The organism is Faecalibacterium sp. BIOML-A4, from assembly GCF_009679665.1.
GTDB classification, from domain to species: Bacteria; Bacillota; Clostridia; order Oscillospirales; family Ruminococcaceae; genus Faecalibacterium; species Faecalibacterium taiwanense.
The window spans coordinates 1-14,484 of record NZ_WKZG01000001.1; the positions used below are offsets into that span (position 1 = coordinate 1).

A 14,484-nucleotide genomic window follows, 5' to 3' on the forward strand; every position below is an offset into this window, starting at 1 on the left:
CTGGCAGTCATTGGGGTTGGCATCATGGTTCTCTGGGCGGTGCTGTTGTTACTGATGTCCAGTAACAAAAAAGAAATAAAATCCCGTAAACAGGCAAATTCCAAGGGAAAAGGAAAGCGTGCTGTACGCAGGAAAGGAAGGTGATACCTGTGAAGAAAATAGTTCTATCATTATGCTTGATACTGTTGGGCGCTTCTGTGCTTTCCGGTTGTACAAAAGATGAAGTTCTCGATCAGTATAACAATATTGTTCAGTCTGCTGGTTCCATAGCACTTACCGGAAATTCATCCTTACAAGGTACGAAAGAAAAAGGAATTGATGATTATACAGGAAGCTATACAGCCAACTATGAGGATTTTTCAGATACAGAGTATTTGTTCGGCGGAACTTCCATAAAGCGTGAAGCGGGTAAGGATCTGTCTATTGACTGCGCGCTGGAGGTTACGGATGGAACTGCAAAAGTATTTTGGATTTCTGGAGCTGATGAAGAAGTCACTTTGCTTGAAACAACCGGAACATATAGTGATACAATTACACTCCCTGAAGGTGGAAACTATATCGGCATTGAATGTGAAAATTTCACTGGAAGCATTGAATTGAATATGGAGTAACATTCTGCCGGACGACGGCAAAAGAAAAAAAGCCGTCGTAAAGCAGACACATTTCCACGCGCCTATGAAGCGGTGGCTTTGATTTCAGAGCCGCCGTTTCTTTTCGTTTATCCTAAACCAACGACGACCTAACACCGTGTAAATCCACGGCGGCACATAGGAGGATGCCGCCGTGTCTATGTTTGCCTTTTTTCACAGTACCCATGACCTGCACCAGCTAAAAAAAGCCTGTTCCCAGCAGCGGAGCAATGCGGTCAGAAGTATGCACTATACCATGTAATTAAACAGCAAAATATATTCCATGACGCTCGTATGGCTTTATGCCGTCCGGGCGCTTTTTTGTCCCTATGGAGCCGGAACATCGGGTCAGCATGGCCCGAACTTTATCCCCGGTGCCGCGCCCCACCACCCCATTCAGATTTTCCCAAAAAAGTCTGAATGGAGGAAGGACAGATGGAAGTTACCATCAATTATAACGGACAAGCTGTGGCCGTGGAGGTCACGCTGGAAGTCTATGAATTTCTTGATCGGGCAGATCACAAAACGGAGAACCTGTTCCATGAACAGCGGCGGCATTGGGATGGCCGGGAGTTTGACGAGTACATCATTACCACCGAGGGTGTAGGAGCCTACGGCGAAACGCCGGAAGAATACCTTTGCCGCATGGAAACGCTACATGAGCTGATGGCAGTTCTGGACACCTGTACCGAGGCCCAGCGCCGCCGGTTCCTGCTCTATGCGCTTGACGGGCTGAGCCTTGCAGAGATCGGTGTGCTGTGCGGCTGCTCCAAAGTGGCTGTGTATCAAAGTGTGGAGGCGGTCAGAAAAAAATTTATAAATTTCTTTGAGAGCAGGCTTAACGAATGACCTGTTTTCTGGCTACCAAGTGAAAGGGATCATTTCCCTTATCTCAGCGAGGGGCGGACAGCGGACGAGCTGCCCGCCTCTCCGATTTTCAGGAGGTAAGCCTATGAAAACAATCAATCTGCGGTGGATGTATCCCCACTACCGGCATGACGAGTTTGTGGATGTTACGGACGAGGTATGGGCAGCGATGTATCAGGCCCAGCGGGAGATGGAGAACTATGAGCGTCGGAAAGTCTACCACCGCGCCTACTACTCTCTGGAGGCATACAGCTGGCTGGAAAATTACGCACTGGAACACAGCAGATCGCCGGAAGATATTTTGCTGGAACGAGAAGAAATGACCACCCGCCTGCACCTGATAGCAGCTCTGCCGGTGGCTCTGGCTCATGCCACTCCGACACAGGCCCGCCGTGTTCACGCCTACTACATTGCCGGTATCAAGCAGCCGGAAATCTCCCGGAGAGAGGGCGTCCACAGCAGCAAGGTCAGCGTTTCCATCCGTCGGGGTCTGCGGAATATGCGCCGCTGCTATGATGACCTTTTTCAAACAGAGTGAGGGCGTGCCTATGCAGACCATCAATCTCAAACAATATTATCCATTTTGCAAAGAGGACATTTTTGTGGAGGTGTCCGATGAGATCGTCGAAGCGTTTCTTCTGGATAAGAGAGCCGAGGCCGCCAGAGAACGCAAGATGTTCCGGTATAAGGCGTTTTACTCCCTCGATTGTAACGATGGAATCGAAAATGCTGCAATCGGCTGGGCGCAGCCATCGCCGGAGGATCATCTGATAGAAAAAGAAGAATTAGCCGAATACGAAGAACTGATACGGCGATTGTATGAAGCCATTTCTTCCCTGCCGCCTATGCAGGCTCGCCGTGTCCACGCCCGCTATATGCTGGGTATGAAAGTGAAAGATATTGCCGCAATGGAGGGTATCACACCATCACAGGCGGGAAAATCCATCCACGCTGCACTGCGGAGGCTGCGCCGGTACTTTGCGCGTCAGAAATGGACGGTCAATCTATAAGCGTTTCCAAAGAAAAGAGGTGCATGACATGAACGAAAAAATTACAGCCCAACCCCCAAAAGAAGAACGGCAGGAAGTCCTGAAGGAGATCCGGCAGCTTGAAAACCGCAAGAAGATTTTGGAGAACAAGCAACGAAACGAAGAACGCAGGGTTCGCACCCGCCGCCTGATTGAGCGCGGAGCCATTTTGGAGGGGATTTTCCCGCTGGCTTCCAGCCTTTCCGGCGCAGAGGTCAAAGCATTTCTGATTGCCCTGTCCTATCTTCCGGGGGCTGCGGAATTGACTGCAAACCTGCCAAAATCCGGGGATATGCCATAAGTCCCTTGTTTACAAGGGCGCACTTATACACCGTTGCCGGTGCTGTGCGCCCTGCCGGGGGCGTTGCGTACTTCGTCCGCGATGGGAAGCTACGCTCCCCAAACCCCTTGTGTGCTCTGCGCAGCCAAACACCCGCTTTGCGTTTGTCCGGCTCCACAGAGCCTGTTATCCCCTCACTGAAAGGAGGTGTTCCCCATAGATTTCTGTCATATCCCCGTCAGTATCATCAAGCGCAGCGCAGGCCGTTCAGCCGTTGCCGCAGCTGCTTACCGCAGTGGAACCAAGCTGACAAATGAATGGGACGGAATGATCCACGACTACACCCGGAAAGGCGGCATTGTCCATGCGGAGATCATGCTGCCTGCCCACGCCCCGCCGGAATTTGCAGACCGTTCTATCCTCTGGAACAGCGTGGAGCAAATCGAGAAAGCAAGAGACAGCCAGCTTGCCCGCGAGATTGAGGCAGCTTTACCCCGTGAACTGTCCGGCGAACAACAGCTTGCCCTTGTGCGTGCCTATGTGAAGGACAACTTTGTAGACAAAGGAATGTGCGCCGACTTTGCTATCCATGACAAGGGAACCGGCAACCCTCATGTCCATATCATGCTGACGCTCCGGCCGTTGAAAGAAAATGGACAGTGGGGCGCAAAGTGCCGCAAGGCATACGATCTGGACGAGAATGGACAGCGTATCCCGGATGGGAAAGGCGGCTGGAAAAATCATCGGGAGGATACGACCGACTGGAACGATAAAGGAAATGTGGAGATTTGGCGGGCAGCGTGGGCAGCCTACACCAACCGGGCACTGGAATCTGCCGGTAGACCGGAGCGTATTGACCACCGCAGCTACAAGCGGCAGGGCATTGATAAAATTCCCTCTGTCCATCTGGGGCCAGCTGCCAGCCAAATGGAAAAGCGCGGTATCCGCACCGACAAGGGGGAAGTAAACCGACAGATCGTCGCCGACAACAAGCTGCTGAAAGAAATCAAAGCTCGCATTACCCGTCTTTATCGCTGGTCGAAAGCGGAAGCGGAAAAACCACAAACGCAGCAAAGCAGCTTGACCGCCTTGTGGGAAGCCCAACAGCAGTTGAACGCTCCCCGCACCCGCACCGGCAAAATCCGGGCTTTGCAGGAAAGCGCTGCACTATTCAGCTTTTTGCAGGTAAACGGCATCCAGTCTATGCAGCAGCTTCATGAAAAAATCGCTGATATGAACAGCTGTTACTATGACCTGCGGGGAAAGATCGTCAAGGCTGAGCGCCGGATCGCCATTCTTACCGAACGCGGGGAGATGTGGGAACAGTACAACCAGTACAAGTCCATCCACAAGCAGCTTGCCAAAGTAAAACCGGAAAAACGGGAACAGTTTGAGCAGCGCCACAGCCGGGAACTGATCCTGTATGATGCAGCAGCCCGGTATCTGAAAGAACTGAAAGACAGCGGCGAGGGGATCACCCCGAAGGCATGGCAGCGGGAAATCGACCAGCTGGCCGCCGGAAAGCAGACGGACACGCTTGCCATGAAATCCATGCGGGAGGAGTTGAAAGCAGTGGAACGGCTCCGCAAAACCGCCGAGCAGCTGTCCCGACAGGAAAGGGACAAGTCTCACGACCGTGGGCCGGAGCGGTAAAGGCTACCGCGTTTTGGCGTACCCCTGTCAAGTGCGTCGCGTTTCACGACATACTTTTGCATACAGAAAAACCGTCGTACAGGTTTCCCCATACGGCGGCAGACTGTTTATTTGCCGAACAAGTCGCTGTGTGTGCCGGTGCGGGCCAGCGTCAGCACCAGAACATCATCCTCTATGCGATAGACAAGCAGCCAGTCCGGGAGAATATGACATTCCCGATGACCTGCCCAATCGCCGGACAGGTCATGGTCACGGTTCTTATCCGGCAGCGGTTCGCCCATTGCCAGCAATGCTACGACCTGCTCCAGCAGCTCAATCTTCAAGCCACGCTTGATGGCTCGTTTGTAGTCCTTTTTGAAACTGGTCGTGTACTTGACGGTATATTTGGTTTCTTTCATCTTTTCAGGTCAGCAAATAACTCGTCAAGGTCATTGTAGCCCTTTACAGACGGGTCTTTTGCAATCCTTTCCGCTTCCAGCATGGCAGCAACCGTTTCTTTGTTCGGCTGTTCCAGCCTTACTTCAAAGGGAATGCCGCCTTCACGAAGCGACTGGCGCACAAAGATGTTAAACGCCGTAGTCAGGTTCATGCCAAGTTCCGTAAACAGTGCGTCCGCCTGCGCTTTCAAATCTGCGTCCATGCGGATACTGATGTTTGTGGTATTTCCAGCCATACGATCAACCCCTTTCTGCTGGCAATTATAGTATATGCCATTTGCACGAAGAAAACAATACTTTGCACGAATATTTAACAATAAATTCATTCAAGGAGGTTACCTGCTTTATGAAAGAAATCATTTATGAAGAACAACAAGACTGAACCTATCCCTGTCATGGATTACCGCCAGTACCGCAGAGCGCGGAAACTGGTGCATGAGTGCTGCAACTACATTGCCGGAAACTGTATCGCCCTGGACGATGGGGAGGAATGTATCTGTGTCCAGTCCATTTCCTACTCCCTGTTGTGCAGGTGGTTTCGGGCGGCGGTATTGCCGCAGGATAAGGAACTGGAAACGGCGCTGTTCCACCGGCTGAATGCTAAGAAATGCGCCGTATGCGGGGCGCTGTTTACCCCCGGTTCTAACCGGGCTAAATACTGCCCGGAATGTGCCGCACGCATGAAGCGGATTAACGCCGCAAAGCGCAAGCGGAAACAACGGGAGAAATGTCACGCTTTAGGGGCTGAAAAACCCTTGTAAATCAAGGCTTTTTTTGAGGGTGTCAAAGGCAGTCTGATAGATTTATCCTCTGACCCCTAAAATAGCCTTAAAATGCGTACAGAATCCCAAAAGAACCCCTAAGGAGGAACCCTATGTCAGACAATCGAAAATATTATTACCTGAAACTCAAAGAAAACTATTTTGATGATGATTCCATCGTGCTGCTGGAAAGTATGCAGGACGGTGTGCTGTATTCCAACATTCTGCTCAAGCTGTACCTGAAATCGCTGAAACATGGCGGGCGGCTCCAGCTTGACGAGGACATCCCTTACACAGCGCAGATGATCGCTACCATTACCCGCCAGCAGATCGGCACTGTGGAGAGAGCCTTGCAGATCTTTTTGAAGCTGGGTCTTGTGGAAGTGCTGGACAGCGGCACATTCTACATGAGCAACATCGAACTTTTAATAGGCCAGTCCTCTACCGAGGCCGAGCGAAAGCGGGCTGCAAGGCTTCAAAATAAGGCTCTTTCTGCGCTCCGGACAAGTGGCGGACATTTGTCCGACATTCGTCCACCAGAGATAGAGATAGAGTTAGAGAAAGAGATAGAGATAAAGAGAGAGATAGAGAAGGTACGCCCTGAAACGGGGCACCCTTCCCACACCTATGGCCGTTACCAGAATGTTTTCCTGACGGATGAAGAACTGGCAGACTTGCAGGTCAGCTTTCCTGCTGTATGGGAACAGTACATCGAAAAGCTGTCCGAGTACATGGCTTCTACTGGCAAGCGTTATCAGAGCCATGCAGCGACCATCCGGCGTTGGGCCGGTGAGGACGCTAAAAAAACGGTCACACCCTCACGCAACCGGGATTACAGCGTAAAGGAGGATGAAACTGTATGATTGAGATTACCGCAGAAATCCGGGCATTCATCGACAAGGCAGCTGCCGGTGTGGAATTGGCTGAGGACGAGTATATAGACCCGTCAGACGGGCTCATTCACTGTAAGAAATGCGGCGGCCAGAGGCAGACCGTTGTGCCATGCTTCGGGAAATCCGGCTACTTTATGCCGCACTGCATCTGCCAGTGCCAGCGGGAGGCTGAGGAGCAGCGCAAGGCTGCTGAAGAACGGCAGCGCCGCATGGAGCGTATCAAACGCCGAAAGGCACAGGGCCTGCAAGACCGTTATCTGTACGACTACACATTTTCCAATGATAACAGGCAAAACCCATTGATGGACAAGGCTCATGCCTATGTGGAGAACTGGAAAGAGGCATATAAGAGCAATATCGGGCTTTTACTGTTTGGAGATGTGGGAACCGGCAAGTCTTTTTTCGCCGGATGTATTGCCAACGCTCTACTTGACCAGGATGTGCCGGTGCTGATGACGAACTTCCCCACCATTCTGAACCGCCTGACAGGGATGTTCTCTGAGGACAGGTCAGAGTTTATTGCCAGCTTTGACGAATATGACCTGCTTATCATTGACGATCTGGGTGTAGAGCGCAGTACCGAATATGCTATGGAGCAGATGTTTTTCGTCATCGACAGCCGCTATCGCAGCCGAAGACCCATGATTATCACAACAAACTTGAAACTGTCCGAGCTGAAAAATCCGCCTGATCTGGCCCACGCCCGTATCTATGACCGTATTTTGGAACGGTGTGCGCCGATCCTCTTTGACGGGAAGAATTTCCGGGAAGAAAATGCCGGTGTCACCCGACAGGCAGCAAAAGACATTGTAAACAGTAAGCACGATTGATTTTTTACCGGGCGGCACAGACCCGTTCGGAGAAAGGAGCGCTATGAACAAAGAACCCCGTACTATGCAGATGGCAGACGCCGCTGCTGCGGCCAGAGCGCCGGAAAACACGCCAGCGATGGTAAAGAAAATCGGCAAGACGACCTACAAGGTTCATGTCCATTTCAGCAATACCAGCACAGAAACCATGAGCGATAAAATCAAGCGTATGCTCAAAAATGAAATTCAGCAGATGTGACAGACTGATAAACTAAGCCGCCTTGTGCTAAACTGATGATGGTACGCACCAAAATTTTTGTCAAGGAGGACATGAAAATGCTTTACACAGAAAAAGAGAAACATGAAATTGAGCGAGTAAAGGAAGTCTTTGCGGAACATCTGCGGCAAAGCCCTGATTTTGAATTGCTCTGGTCGGACAAGGTGGGCTATGTCTGGCTGACGATTGGCGTAAATCCAGTCTATGTGGATACCGGTATCAGGATAGAATCTGCCGCCGATCTCTGCGGCAAGTGTTTGGATGATGTTGCTACGGATGTTTTATATATGACTGGCAACGATCATGCACTGGAAGCAGCCGACCCGCTGGAGTTAGCCGAAATCAAGCGGCTCTGGGAGCCATATATCAACCAGCTGCCAGACTATGCGTATCTCTGCAAAGACCTGCTGAACGGAAAAATGTAATCTGTTAAATGAGGTGTCAGGAGCCATACAGTGCTTCTGGCACCTTTTGTGAGTTTTCTGTGAATTTGATTAAAAAGTCCTTGACAATTTGTCTCTGGCAAGACCGCAAAATCCATCCTCATTTCCTGCGGCGCACGGCTTGCGCCCTTTGACATTCAGGAACTGCGCGACCTCACCATGTACGATGAACTGCAACTGGACACGCTGGGCGATAAGAAAACGGCGCTGTTCCTCATTATGTCGGACACGGATTCCACCTTTAACTTCCTCATCAGCATGGTCTACACCCAGCTTTTCAATCTGCTTTGCGATAAAGCAGATGATGTGTACGGCGGCAAACTTCCCATCCATGTACGCTGTCTGATCGACGAGTGCGCCAATATCGGGCAGATTCCCAATCTGGAAAAGCTGGTGGCGACCATTCGCAGCCGTGAGATCTCCGCCTGCCTTGTTTTGCAGGCAAGAAGTCAGTTGAAAGCCATCTACAAGGACAACGCAGATACCATTGTAGGCAACATGGACAGCCAGATATTTCTGGGCGGCTCCGAACCCACCACCCTGAAAGACCTGTCCGAAATGCTGGGAAAAGAGACCATCGACGCATTCAACACCTCGGACACCCGTGGCAACAGCCCCAGCTATGGCACTACGTTCCAGAAGATGGGGCACGAATTATTGAGCCGGGATGAGCTGGCGGTGCTGGACGGTGGCAAGTGCATCTTGCAGCTGCGCGGCGTCAGACCGTTTCTTTCTGACAAGTACGATCTGACCCAGCACCCGAATTACAAGCTCACCTCCGACTACGACCCCAAAAACACCTTTGATATTGAAAAATATCTGAACCGAAAAGAAAAAATCAATCCCAATGATGAATTTGTTGTGATTGACGCTGATTCGCTCCCGTCTGCCTGACCCGGTAGGCGGTTTTATTTTATCCAGACCAGAGAGGTACACCGGCAAATCCACTTCTGCCGCAGTTCGTGGCTCAAAAATGTACGATTTCAGGTGTGTACGGACGGTCTACAATTTTTTCAAAATAAAGGAGAAACGACTATGGAATTCTTTAACTCTGCTATCGAGGTTCTTCAGACTCTGGTTGTCGCTCTGGGTGCCGGTCTCGGTGTTTGGGGTGCCATCAACCTGCTGGAAGGTTACGGTAACGACAACCCCGGCTCCAATGCTCATGTACGGTAGAGAAGCACAAAGCAAAACAAAGACAGCCAGCCCTGCCACTATTCCGAAGTCAGGGGAACGCAATAGAAAAATTCATAGCTGTGTGCTATACTTAATTAGCATTTGAACATATCAAGCTGACACAGCAATCTCTTTGCTTGCCGTTAATGCGCGTCTACCAATAGTCCGCAGAAAGCAAGAGTATCGTAAAGGTATAAAAATTTCAAACTTCTTTGTAACGAAATTCCGATTTCTCCGTCTAACCTATGAAGCTGAAGGAGGTGATGACAAGTATGGACTATGAAAAGCTCTATAAAGCCTACTATTTACAGGTATACTCGTATACTATTTCTCTTGCCAAAAATCGTGAGATAGCAGAGGAAATCACGCAGAACACATTCTATAAGGCTGTTTCTACAACATCACAATTCAAAGGTAAGTCAGATGAATTGACATGGCTCTGCTCCATAGCAAAAAATCTTTACCATGATGAAATGCGAAGCCGTCAGCGAGTAGCTGATGTGAGTGAAATCAATGACTTGCCATCAAATGAAAATGTTGAGAACTCAGTTGCAGATTCTGACATGGCGTTCCGCATACACCTCGTTCTTCACCGTTTGGAAGAACCATACAAAGAAGTCTTTCAGCTTCGCGTATTCGGGGAACTATCTTTTTCACAAATCGCTGCAATTTTTGGAAAAACAGAATCATGGGCGAGAGTTACTTATCATCGTGCAAAGCTAAAAATTCAAGAAAGGATGGATGAAAAGCATGAGTAAACAATGCGATATTGTTCGAGATATTCTTCCGCTGTATGTTGACGGTGCTTGCAGCGAAGCAAGCGCAGAGATGGTAAAAGAGCATTTGAACGCCTGTGCTGACTGTAACGCAATTTATCAGAAATTGCTTTCTCACACGAACGAAGATGTTCTTCACGAAGAAAGCGAAAGCGTTATTATGCGCCATGAGGCAAAAGAAAAGCAGAGAGGCAAAAAAAAGATAACGATTGCTGTTCTCGTTTCCATCGCTCTTTGTATCATTGCAATTTTTGCAGCTCTCTTTCTGTTACCTATAAACATTGCTTATGAGCCTGTCAAAATCGACTTCCCATTTGAGGTTGAAGATGTCGAAAGCGTTGAAATGTACCACTATGACGAAGTGCCTGCATCAGCAGAAAAGAAAGTAGTTGTTGCTGAAAATGATATAAAGACCCTGTATGATAAGTTCAAGGGCTTATCCTTAAAAGACAAAACAACTGAGGAAACTGCCGGAGCAGCTGTGACCAGCTTTAGATTTAACCTCTCAGATGGAACAAGCTACGATTTGATTTACGCCTGCTATGGAGTTAAAAACGGCGAATTGAAGTCAGCAGCAGGCGGTTTTAAGTATTTCACAAGTGCGGATATCGGCTCTTATTGGAACAATTTGAATACGGAACTTGAAGCAATTCCTATCAATGAGAGTGAATTGCCGTGAGCAGATAGCAAACCCAGCCGAGCCTGTCAACGGTCAAGATGAACGGCGGAAATGCGCCGCTGTTGACAGCCCCGCCCGTCTTTGCTGTTCGGTAATCAAGAGGGCGACAGCACAAGATGCTGCCGCCCTCTGCCATTATTCAGAAAGGGGGATTTTCCATGACCGAACACGAAAAGTATCAAGAACATATCCGGCATACACACGATGCCTTTTGCAAGACTGTTATTCGCCACGCTGCCATAGACGCAGCCCGGAGCATACGGAGCCGCCGCAAGCGGGAAATCTCGCTTGAATATCTGATAGAAGAAAAACACTATCCATTCAGTACCACAGATAAATACTTTGCGGAGCAATCCGGCATGACCAGCTATCCGCTTTTCGTCTGTGGTCAGATGGTGCTTTTGGAAAGCCCAGAGCTTGCCGCAGCCCTGTCCGCACTATCACAGATGGAACAGGAAATCATTTTCTTGTACTACTTCCAACGATTGACGCATAGGGAGATTGGACGGAGATATGGACGGGCTGGCAACACAACCGGACGGCGTATTCAGATGATTTTACGGCGGCTACGGGCAGAGTTGGAGGGTTTGTCCTATGAGCCAGCTACTTCCCTATGAGACAATCGTTAAGGCAAGCGAGGGCGACCCGGAAGCTGTTGCCGCCGTCCTATCCCATTATGCGGGATATATCCGCTCTTGTGCGAAAATGGACGGACAGATTAACACGGATATGCAGGAGCATATCGTCAGGCAACTGATAGAAAGCCTGTTGAAGTTCCACTTTGACCGCTAAACAGAAAAGTTGTATAATTAGAGCCTAACAAATTAAACTTCAATGAGGGTAGAGCAAATGGAACAGATTATCAATTATAGAGACATACCCACAGATAAAAGGATTGACATATTAAATGCTCTTGAGCGAATAGGTTTTTTTCCGGCATACGGCGGCGTGAAAACAATGCAGCAAATTATGGAAAAGTCAGTTCCAGGTTCAGGCCCACAATTCTATTTCGTTTTCCGTGAAAATGAGTTGATAGGGTACAATTTTCTCATTGGGGACACTAAGAAATATAAAGCGTTCCCATGGCTTGCTATTAGCAATATGGATGAGCAGAAGTTGACTGTTTGTGAAGAAATGATGAAAATACAAATTGCCTTTTTTGAAAAACTCGGAATGCAAAAGATAGCAGATCATTGCGTTAGGATTATGGAAGATTACAGAAAAGGAATTGGAAAGCAGAAAGAAAGCGATTGCAGATAAATTCCATTTGAAAAACGGCTGACAATTTAATACCGCCGCCCATCACAGCGGCAGATAAGCAGTAAATCTTGAAAAGGTTTACTGCTTTTTTTGCGCCCATTTTCAAAAATCTTTGGCAAACCACACCGCCGGATTGTTGTAGGGAGCAGACAGGTAAAACAAAAAAATTTCCGCTGCGTTTGCCAAAACGCCCCCTTTTCACCGTTGTAGTGGTGAACAGCGGGCAGAACACGCCGCCGCAATCGCTATATTGGTGGAGCAAGCCAGTATATCCGCAAACCAGAGCCGCCGAGGAAAGCGGTAGTTTTTTAGAGCAAGATTCTACCACGGTGCCAAAATCCGCATATCTGCGGTTTTGCCCCCTTTGGTAAATCTTGTTGGGGAGTGCCTTCCCCAAACCCTGCTCATGCGCCCTGTCGGGCGAGAAAGGAGGTCAACGCTTGAAGAAAAAATACAACACGCCCCACCGCTGCCATGTGGTCAAAACCCGCATGACCGAGGAAGAATACGCCGACTTTACCGAGCGGCTGAAACACTATGACATGAGCCAAGCCGAATTTATCCGGCAAGCCATTACACGGGCGACCATTCGCCCCATCGTTACCGTTTCCCCGGTCAATGATGAACTGTTGTCCGCCGTTGGCAGGCTGACCGCCGAATACGGAAAAATCGGTGGCAACCTCAATCAGATTGCCCGCGCCCTCAACGAGTACGGCACACCATACAACGCCCTGTCCGTTGAAGTCCGCGCCGCCATTTCTGACCTTGCTGCCTTGAAGTTTGAAGTCCTGCGAAAGGTAGGTGACGCTGTTGGCAACATTCAAACATATCAGCTCTAAAAATGCGGACTATGGCGCAGCCGAGCAGTACCTCACCTTTGAACATGACGAGTTTACCATGAAGCCCACCCTTGATGAAAACGGGCGGCTCATGCTCAGGGAGGACTATCGAATAGCCACGCTGAACTGCGGCGACGAGGATTTTGCCGTTGCCTGTATGCGCTCCAATCTCCGCTATGGGAAGAACCAGAAGCGGGAAGATGTAAAAAGCCACCACTACATTATCAGCTTTGACCCACGGGACGCGGTGGACAACGGTTTGACCGTAGACCGGGCGCAGGCGTTGGGCGAGGAATTTTGCCGGAAGCAGTTTCCCGGACACCAAGCCATTGTCTGCACCCACCCGGACGGACACAACCACAGCGGCAATATCCATGTGCATATCGTTATCAATTCTCTGCGGATAGAGGAAGTTCCGTTCCTGCCTTACATGGACAGACCGGCAGACACCCGCGCCGGGTGCAAACACCGCTGCACAGACGCGACGATGGAATACTTCAAAGCCGAAGTCATGGAGCTGTGCCACCGGGAAAATCTCTATCAAATCGACCTTTTGCATGGCAGCAAAAACCGCATTACCGAGCGTGAGTATTGGGCGCAGCGGAAAGGGCAGGCAAAGCTGGACAAGGAAGCTGCCGCCTTGCCAGCCGAGGAGCAGCCAGCCAAGCCCACGAAGTTTGAAACAGACAAGGAAAAATTGCGGCAGGCCATACGCACCGCGCTGTCCTCTGCCGCAAGCTATGGCGAGTTCACCGCCGTTCTCTTGCAACAGGGCGTGACTGTCAAGGAGAGCCGAGGGCGGCTATCCTACCTCACGCCGGACAGGACAAAGCCCATTACCGCCCGCAAGCTGGGAGATGATTTTGACCGCGCTGCCGTTCTTGCCCTTTTGGAACAGAATGCCCACAGAGCCGCCGAGCAGACCGCAACCGTACCCGAATACCCCCGCAACATAAGGGAGCGTTTGCAGGGTAAAAAAGCTGTCCAAACCACCCCGGAAAAGGACGGTATTCAGCGCATGGTTGACCGGGCGGCAAAACGAGCGGAGGGAAAAGGCGTGGGCTATGACCGCTGGGCGGCAGTCCACAATCTGAAACAAATGGCGGCTACCGTTGCCGCCTACGGGCAGTACGGCTATTCGCCGGAGGAGCTGAACGCAGCCCTTGTATCCACCAATGCGGATTTACAGGACAGCACCGCCAAGCTGAAAGCCCTAGACGCTGCTATCCGGGAGAAAAAGGAGCTTCAGACACAGGTGCTTGCCTATGCCAAGACCAAGCCTGCCCGTGACGGTCTGAAAGCGCAGAAAACGGAAAAAGCCCGCAGCGCCTACCGGGAACGGCACGAAAGCGATTTTATCATAGCGGACGCAGCCACCCGTTATTTTCGGGCGCATGGCGTTTCCAAGCTGCCAAGCCATAAAGCCCTGCAAGCGGAAATCGAGCAGCTTACCGCCGAAAAGAACGCCCATTACAACGAATACCGGGAGAAAAAAGCCCGTGTCAAGGAGCTGCATACCGTGAAAAGCAATCTTTCTCAAATCCTGCAAGGCGAGAAAGACAGAGAGAAAAAGCACAAACATGAGCGTTAAAAACCGCCCCGAAACGATACCAAAACGGGGATATGCCCTGCACCCTATCCGCAATACTGCCCACCTTTGAAACGGGGCGCACAGCG

21 protein-coding genes and 2 pseudogenes are annotated in these 14,484 nt (G+C 50.2%); 20 read left to right on the forward strand and 3 right to left on the reverse strand.

Annotated elements, in window-relative coordinates; all coding sequences use genetic code 11:
* Positions 1-149: 149 nt before the first annotated feature.
* From GKG34_RS00010 to mobQ, 6 genes are all read left to right on the forward strand, one after another.
* Positions 150-611, forward strand: a complete 462-nt coding sequence (locus GKG34_RS00010; protein WP_038259777.1) for a hypothetical protein — start codon at positions 150-152, stop codon at positions 609-611.
* A 453-nt stretch (positions 612-1,064) separates the two neighbouring features.
* The gene (locus GKG34_RS00015) at positions 1,065-1,478 is read left to right on the forward strand and encodes a sigma factor-like helix-turn-helix DNA-binding protein (RefSeq protein ID WP_035394329.1); all 414 of its coding nucleotides are present in this window, start codon (positions 1,065-1,067) and stop codon (positions 1,476-1,478) included.
* Between the two features lie 103 nt (positions 1,479-1,581).
* On the forward strand, positions 1,582-2,034 hold the full coding sequence (locus tag GKG34_RS00020; protein ID WP_005933558.1) for a hypothetical protein: 453 nt from the start codon (positions 1,582-1,584) through the stop codon (positions 2,032-2,034).
* A gap of 10 nt (positions 2,035-2,044) precedes the next feature.
* Positions 2,045-2,506: a sigma factor-like helix-turn-helix DNA-binding protein gene (locus GKG34_RS00025; RefSeq protein ID WP_035394327.1), complete on the forward strand. Its 462-nt coding sequence runs from the start codon at positions 2,045-2,047 to the stop codon at positions 2,504-2,506.
* A gap of 28 nt (positions 2,507-2,534) precedes the next feature.
* The gene (locus GKG34_RS00030; protein ID WP_005933556.1) at positions 2,535-2,825 is read left to right on the forward strand and encodes a DUF3847 domain-containing protein; all 291 of its coding nucleotides are present in this window, start codon (positions 2,535-2,537) and stop codon (positions 2,823-2,825) included.
* 186 nt (positions 2,826-3,011) lie between these two features.
* A complete protein-coding gene (gene mobQ, locus GKG34_RS00035) occupies positions 3,012-4,457 on the forward strand; it encodes a MobQ family relaxase (protein WP_007037415.1) in 1,446 nt (481 codons plus the stop codon).
* 107 nt (positions 4,458-4,564) lie between these two features.
* On the opposite strand, the gene GKG34_RS00040 is transcribed toward mobQ, so the two are convergent.
* A complete protein-coding gene (locus GKG34_RS00040; protein WP_002596328.1) occupies positions 4,565-4,855 on the reverse strand; it encodes a type II toxin-antitoxin system YafQ family toxin in 291 nt (96 codons plus the stop codon).
* Positions 4,852-5,130 carry a type II toxin-antitoxin system RelB/DinJ family antitoxin gene (locus GKG34_RS00045; RefSeq protein WP_005924829.1) on the reverse strand — a complete coding sequence of 93 codons (279 nt, stop codon included), beginning with the start codon at positions 5,128-5,130 and terminating at the stop codon, positions 4,852-4,854. The genes GKG34_RS00040 and GKG34_RS00045 overlap by 4 nt, the downstream gene beginning before the upstream one ends.
* Before the next feature lie 126 nt (positions 5,131-5,256).
* Here GKG34_RS00045 and GKG34_RS00050 point away from each other — a divergent pair, with 126 nt between their 5' ends.
* From GKG34_RS00050 to GKG34_RS00105, 12 genes and pseudogenes are all read left to right on the forward strand, one after another.
* Positions 5,257-5,655 carry a cysteine-rich VLP domain-containing protein gene (locus GKG34_RS00050; RefSeq protein ID WP_005933550.1) on the forward strand — a complete coding sequence of 133 codons (399 nt, stop codon included), beginning with the start codon at positions 5,257-5,259 and terminating at the stop codon, positions 5,653-5,655.
* A 113-nt stretch (positions 5,656-5,768) separates the two neighbouring features.
* Complete coding sequence (locus GKG34_RS00055) at positions 5,769-6,518, forward strand: phage replisome organizer N-terminal domain-containing protein (RefSeq protein ID WP_005933547.1); 750 nt, start codon at positions 5,769-5,771, stop codon at positions 6,516-6,518.
* On the forward strand, positions 6,515-7,378 hold the full coding sequence (locus GKG34_RS00060; protein WP_005933545.1) for an ATP-binding protein: 864 nt from the start codon (positions 6,515-6,517) through the stop codon (positions 7,376-7,378). The genes GKG34_RS00055 and GKG34_RS00060 overlap by 4 nt, the downstream gene beginning before the upstream one ends.
* Positions 7,379-7,421: 43 nt before the next feature.
* On the forward strand, positions 7,422-7,616 hold the full coding sequence (locus GKG34_RS00065; protein ID WP_005933543.1) for a transposon-encoded TnpW family protein: 195 nt from the start codon (positions 7,422-7,424) through the stop codon (positions 7,614-7,616).
* Between the two features lie 77 nt (positions 7,617-7,693).
* Positions 7,694-8,059, forward strand: coding sequence for a hypothetical protein (locus GKG34_RS00070; protein WP_014080225.1), 366 nt, complete (start codon positions 7,694-7,696; stop codon positions 8,057-8,059).
* Positions 8,060-8,152: 93 nt separating this feature from the next.
* A pseudogene (locus tag GKG34_RS00075) lies at positions 8,153-8,971 on the forward strand (TraG/TraD/VirD4 family protein); the annotation flags it as partial.
* 141 nt (positions 8,972-9,112) lie between these two features.
* Positions 9,113-9,241: pseudogene (locus GKG34_RS00080) on the forward strand (Maff2 family protein); the annotation flags it as partial.
* A gap of 257 nt (positions 9,242-9,498) precedes the next feature.
* The gene (locus GKG34_RS00085; protein ID WP_003533443.1) at positions 9,499-10,011 is read left to right on the forward strand and encodes an RNA polymerase sigma factor; all 513 of its coding nucleotides are present in this window, start codon (positions 9,499-9,501) and stop codon (positions 10,009-10,011) included.
* Positions 10,004-10,708 carry a zf-HC2 domain-containing protein gene (locus GKG34_RS00090; protein ID WP_006573567.1) on the forward strand — a complete coding sequence of 235 codons (705 nt, stop codon included), beginning with the start codon at positions 10,004-10,006 and terminating at the stop codon, positions 10,706-10,708. The genes GKG34_RS00085 and GKG34_RS00090 overlap by 8 nt, the downstream gene beginning before the upstream one ends.
* 116 nt (positions 10,709-10,824) lie before the next feature.
* Complete coding sequence (locus tag GKG34_RS00095) at positions 10,825-11,325, forward strand: sigma factor-like helix-turn-helix DNA-binding protein (protein ID WP_004853592.1); 501 nt, start codon at positions 10,825-10,827, stop codon at positions 11,323-11,325.
* Entirely contained in the window at positions 11,303-11,500 is a 198-nt protein-coding gene (locus GKG34_RS00100; protein WP_008982227.1) for a helix-turn-helix domain-containing protein, read from the forward strand. Before GKG34_RS00095 ends, GKG34_RS00100 begins: the two co-directional genes overlap by 23 nt.
* Positions 11,501-11,542: 42 nt before the next feature.
* Positions 11,543-11,968 carry a hypothetical protein gene (locus tag GKG34_RS00105; RefSeq protein ID WP_006573565.1) on the forward strand — a complete coding sequence of 142 codons (426 nt, stop codon included), beginning with the start codon at positions 11,543-11,545 and terminating at the stop codon, positions 11,966-11,968.
* Here the strand turns inward: GKG34_RS00105 and GKG34_RS15590 are convergent.
* Entirely contained in the window at positions 11,913-12,365 is a 453-nt protein-coding gene (locus GKG34_RS15590; protein ID WP_173015204.1) for a hypothetical protein, read from the reverse strand. The genes GKG34_RS00105 and GKG34_RS15590 overlap by 56 nt on opposite strands.
* 43 nt (positions 12,366-12,408) lie before the next feature.
* Between GKG34_RS15590 and mobC the strand changes: the two genes are divergently transcribed.
* Both mobC and GKG34_RS00120 read left to right on the forward strand, forming a co-directional pair.
* Positions 12,409-12,807 (forward strand): plasmid mobilization relaxosome protein MobC, encoded by a 399-nt coding sequence (gene mobC, locus GKG34_RS00115; protein WP_040647222.1) that lies wholly within the window; start codon positions 12,409-12,411, stop codon positions 12,805-12,807.
* The gene (locus tag GKG34_RS00120) at positions 12,779-14,398 is read left to right on the forward strand and encodes a relaxase/mobilization nuclease domain-containing protein (RefSeq protein WP_055221990.1); all 1,620 of its coding nucleotides are present in this window, start codon (positions 12,779-12,781) and stop codon (positions 14,396-14,398) included. The genes mobC and GKG34_RS00120 overlap by 29 nt, the downstream gene beginning before the upstream one ends.
* Positions 14,399-14,484 lie beyond the last annotated feature (86 nt).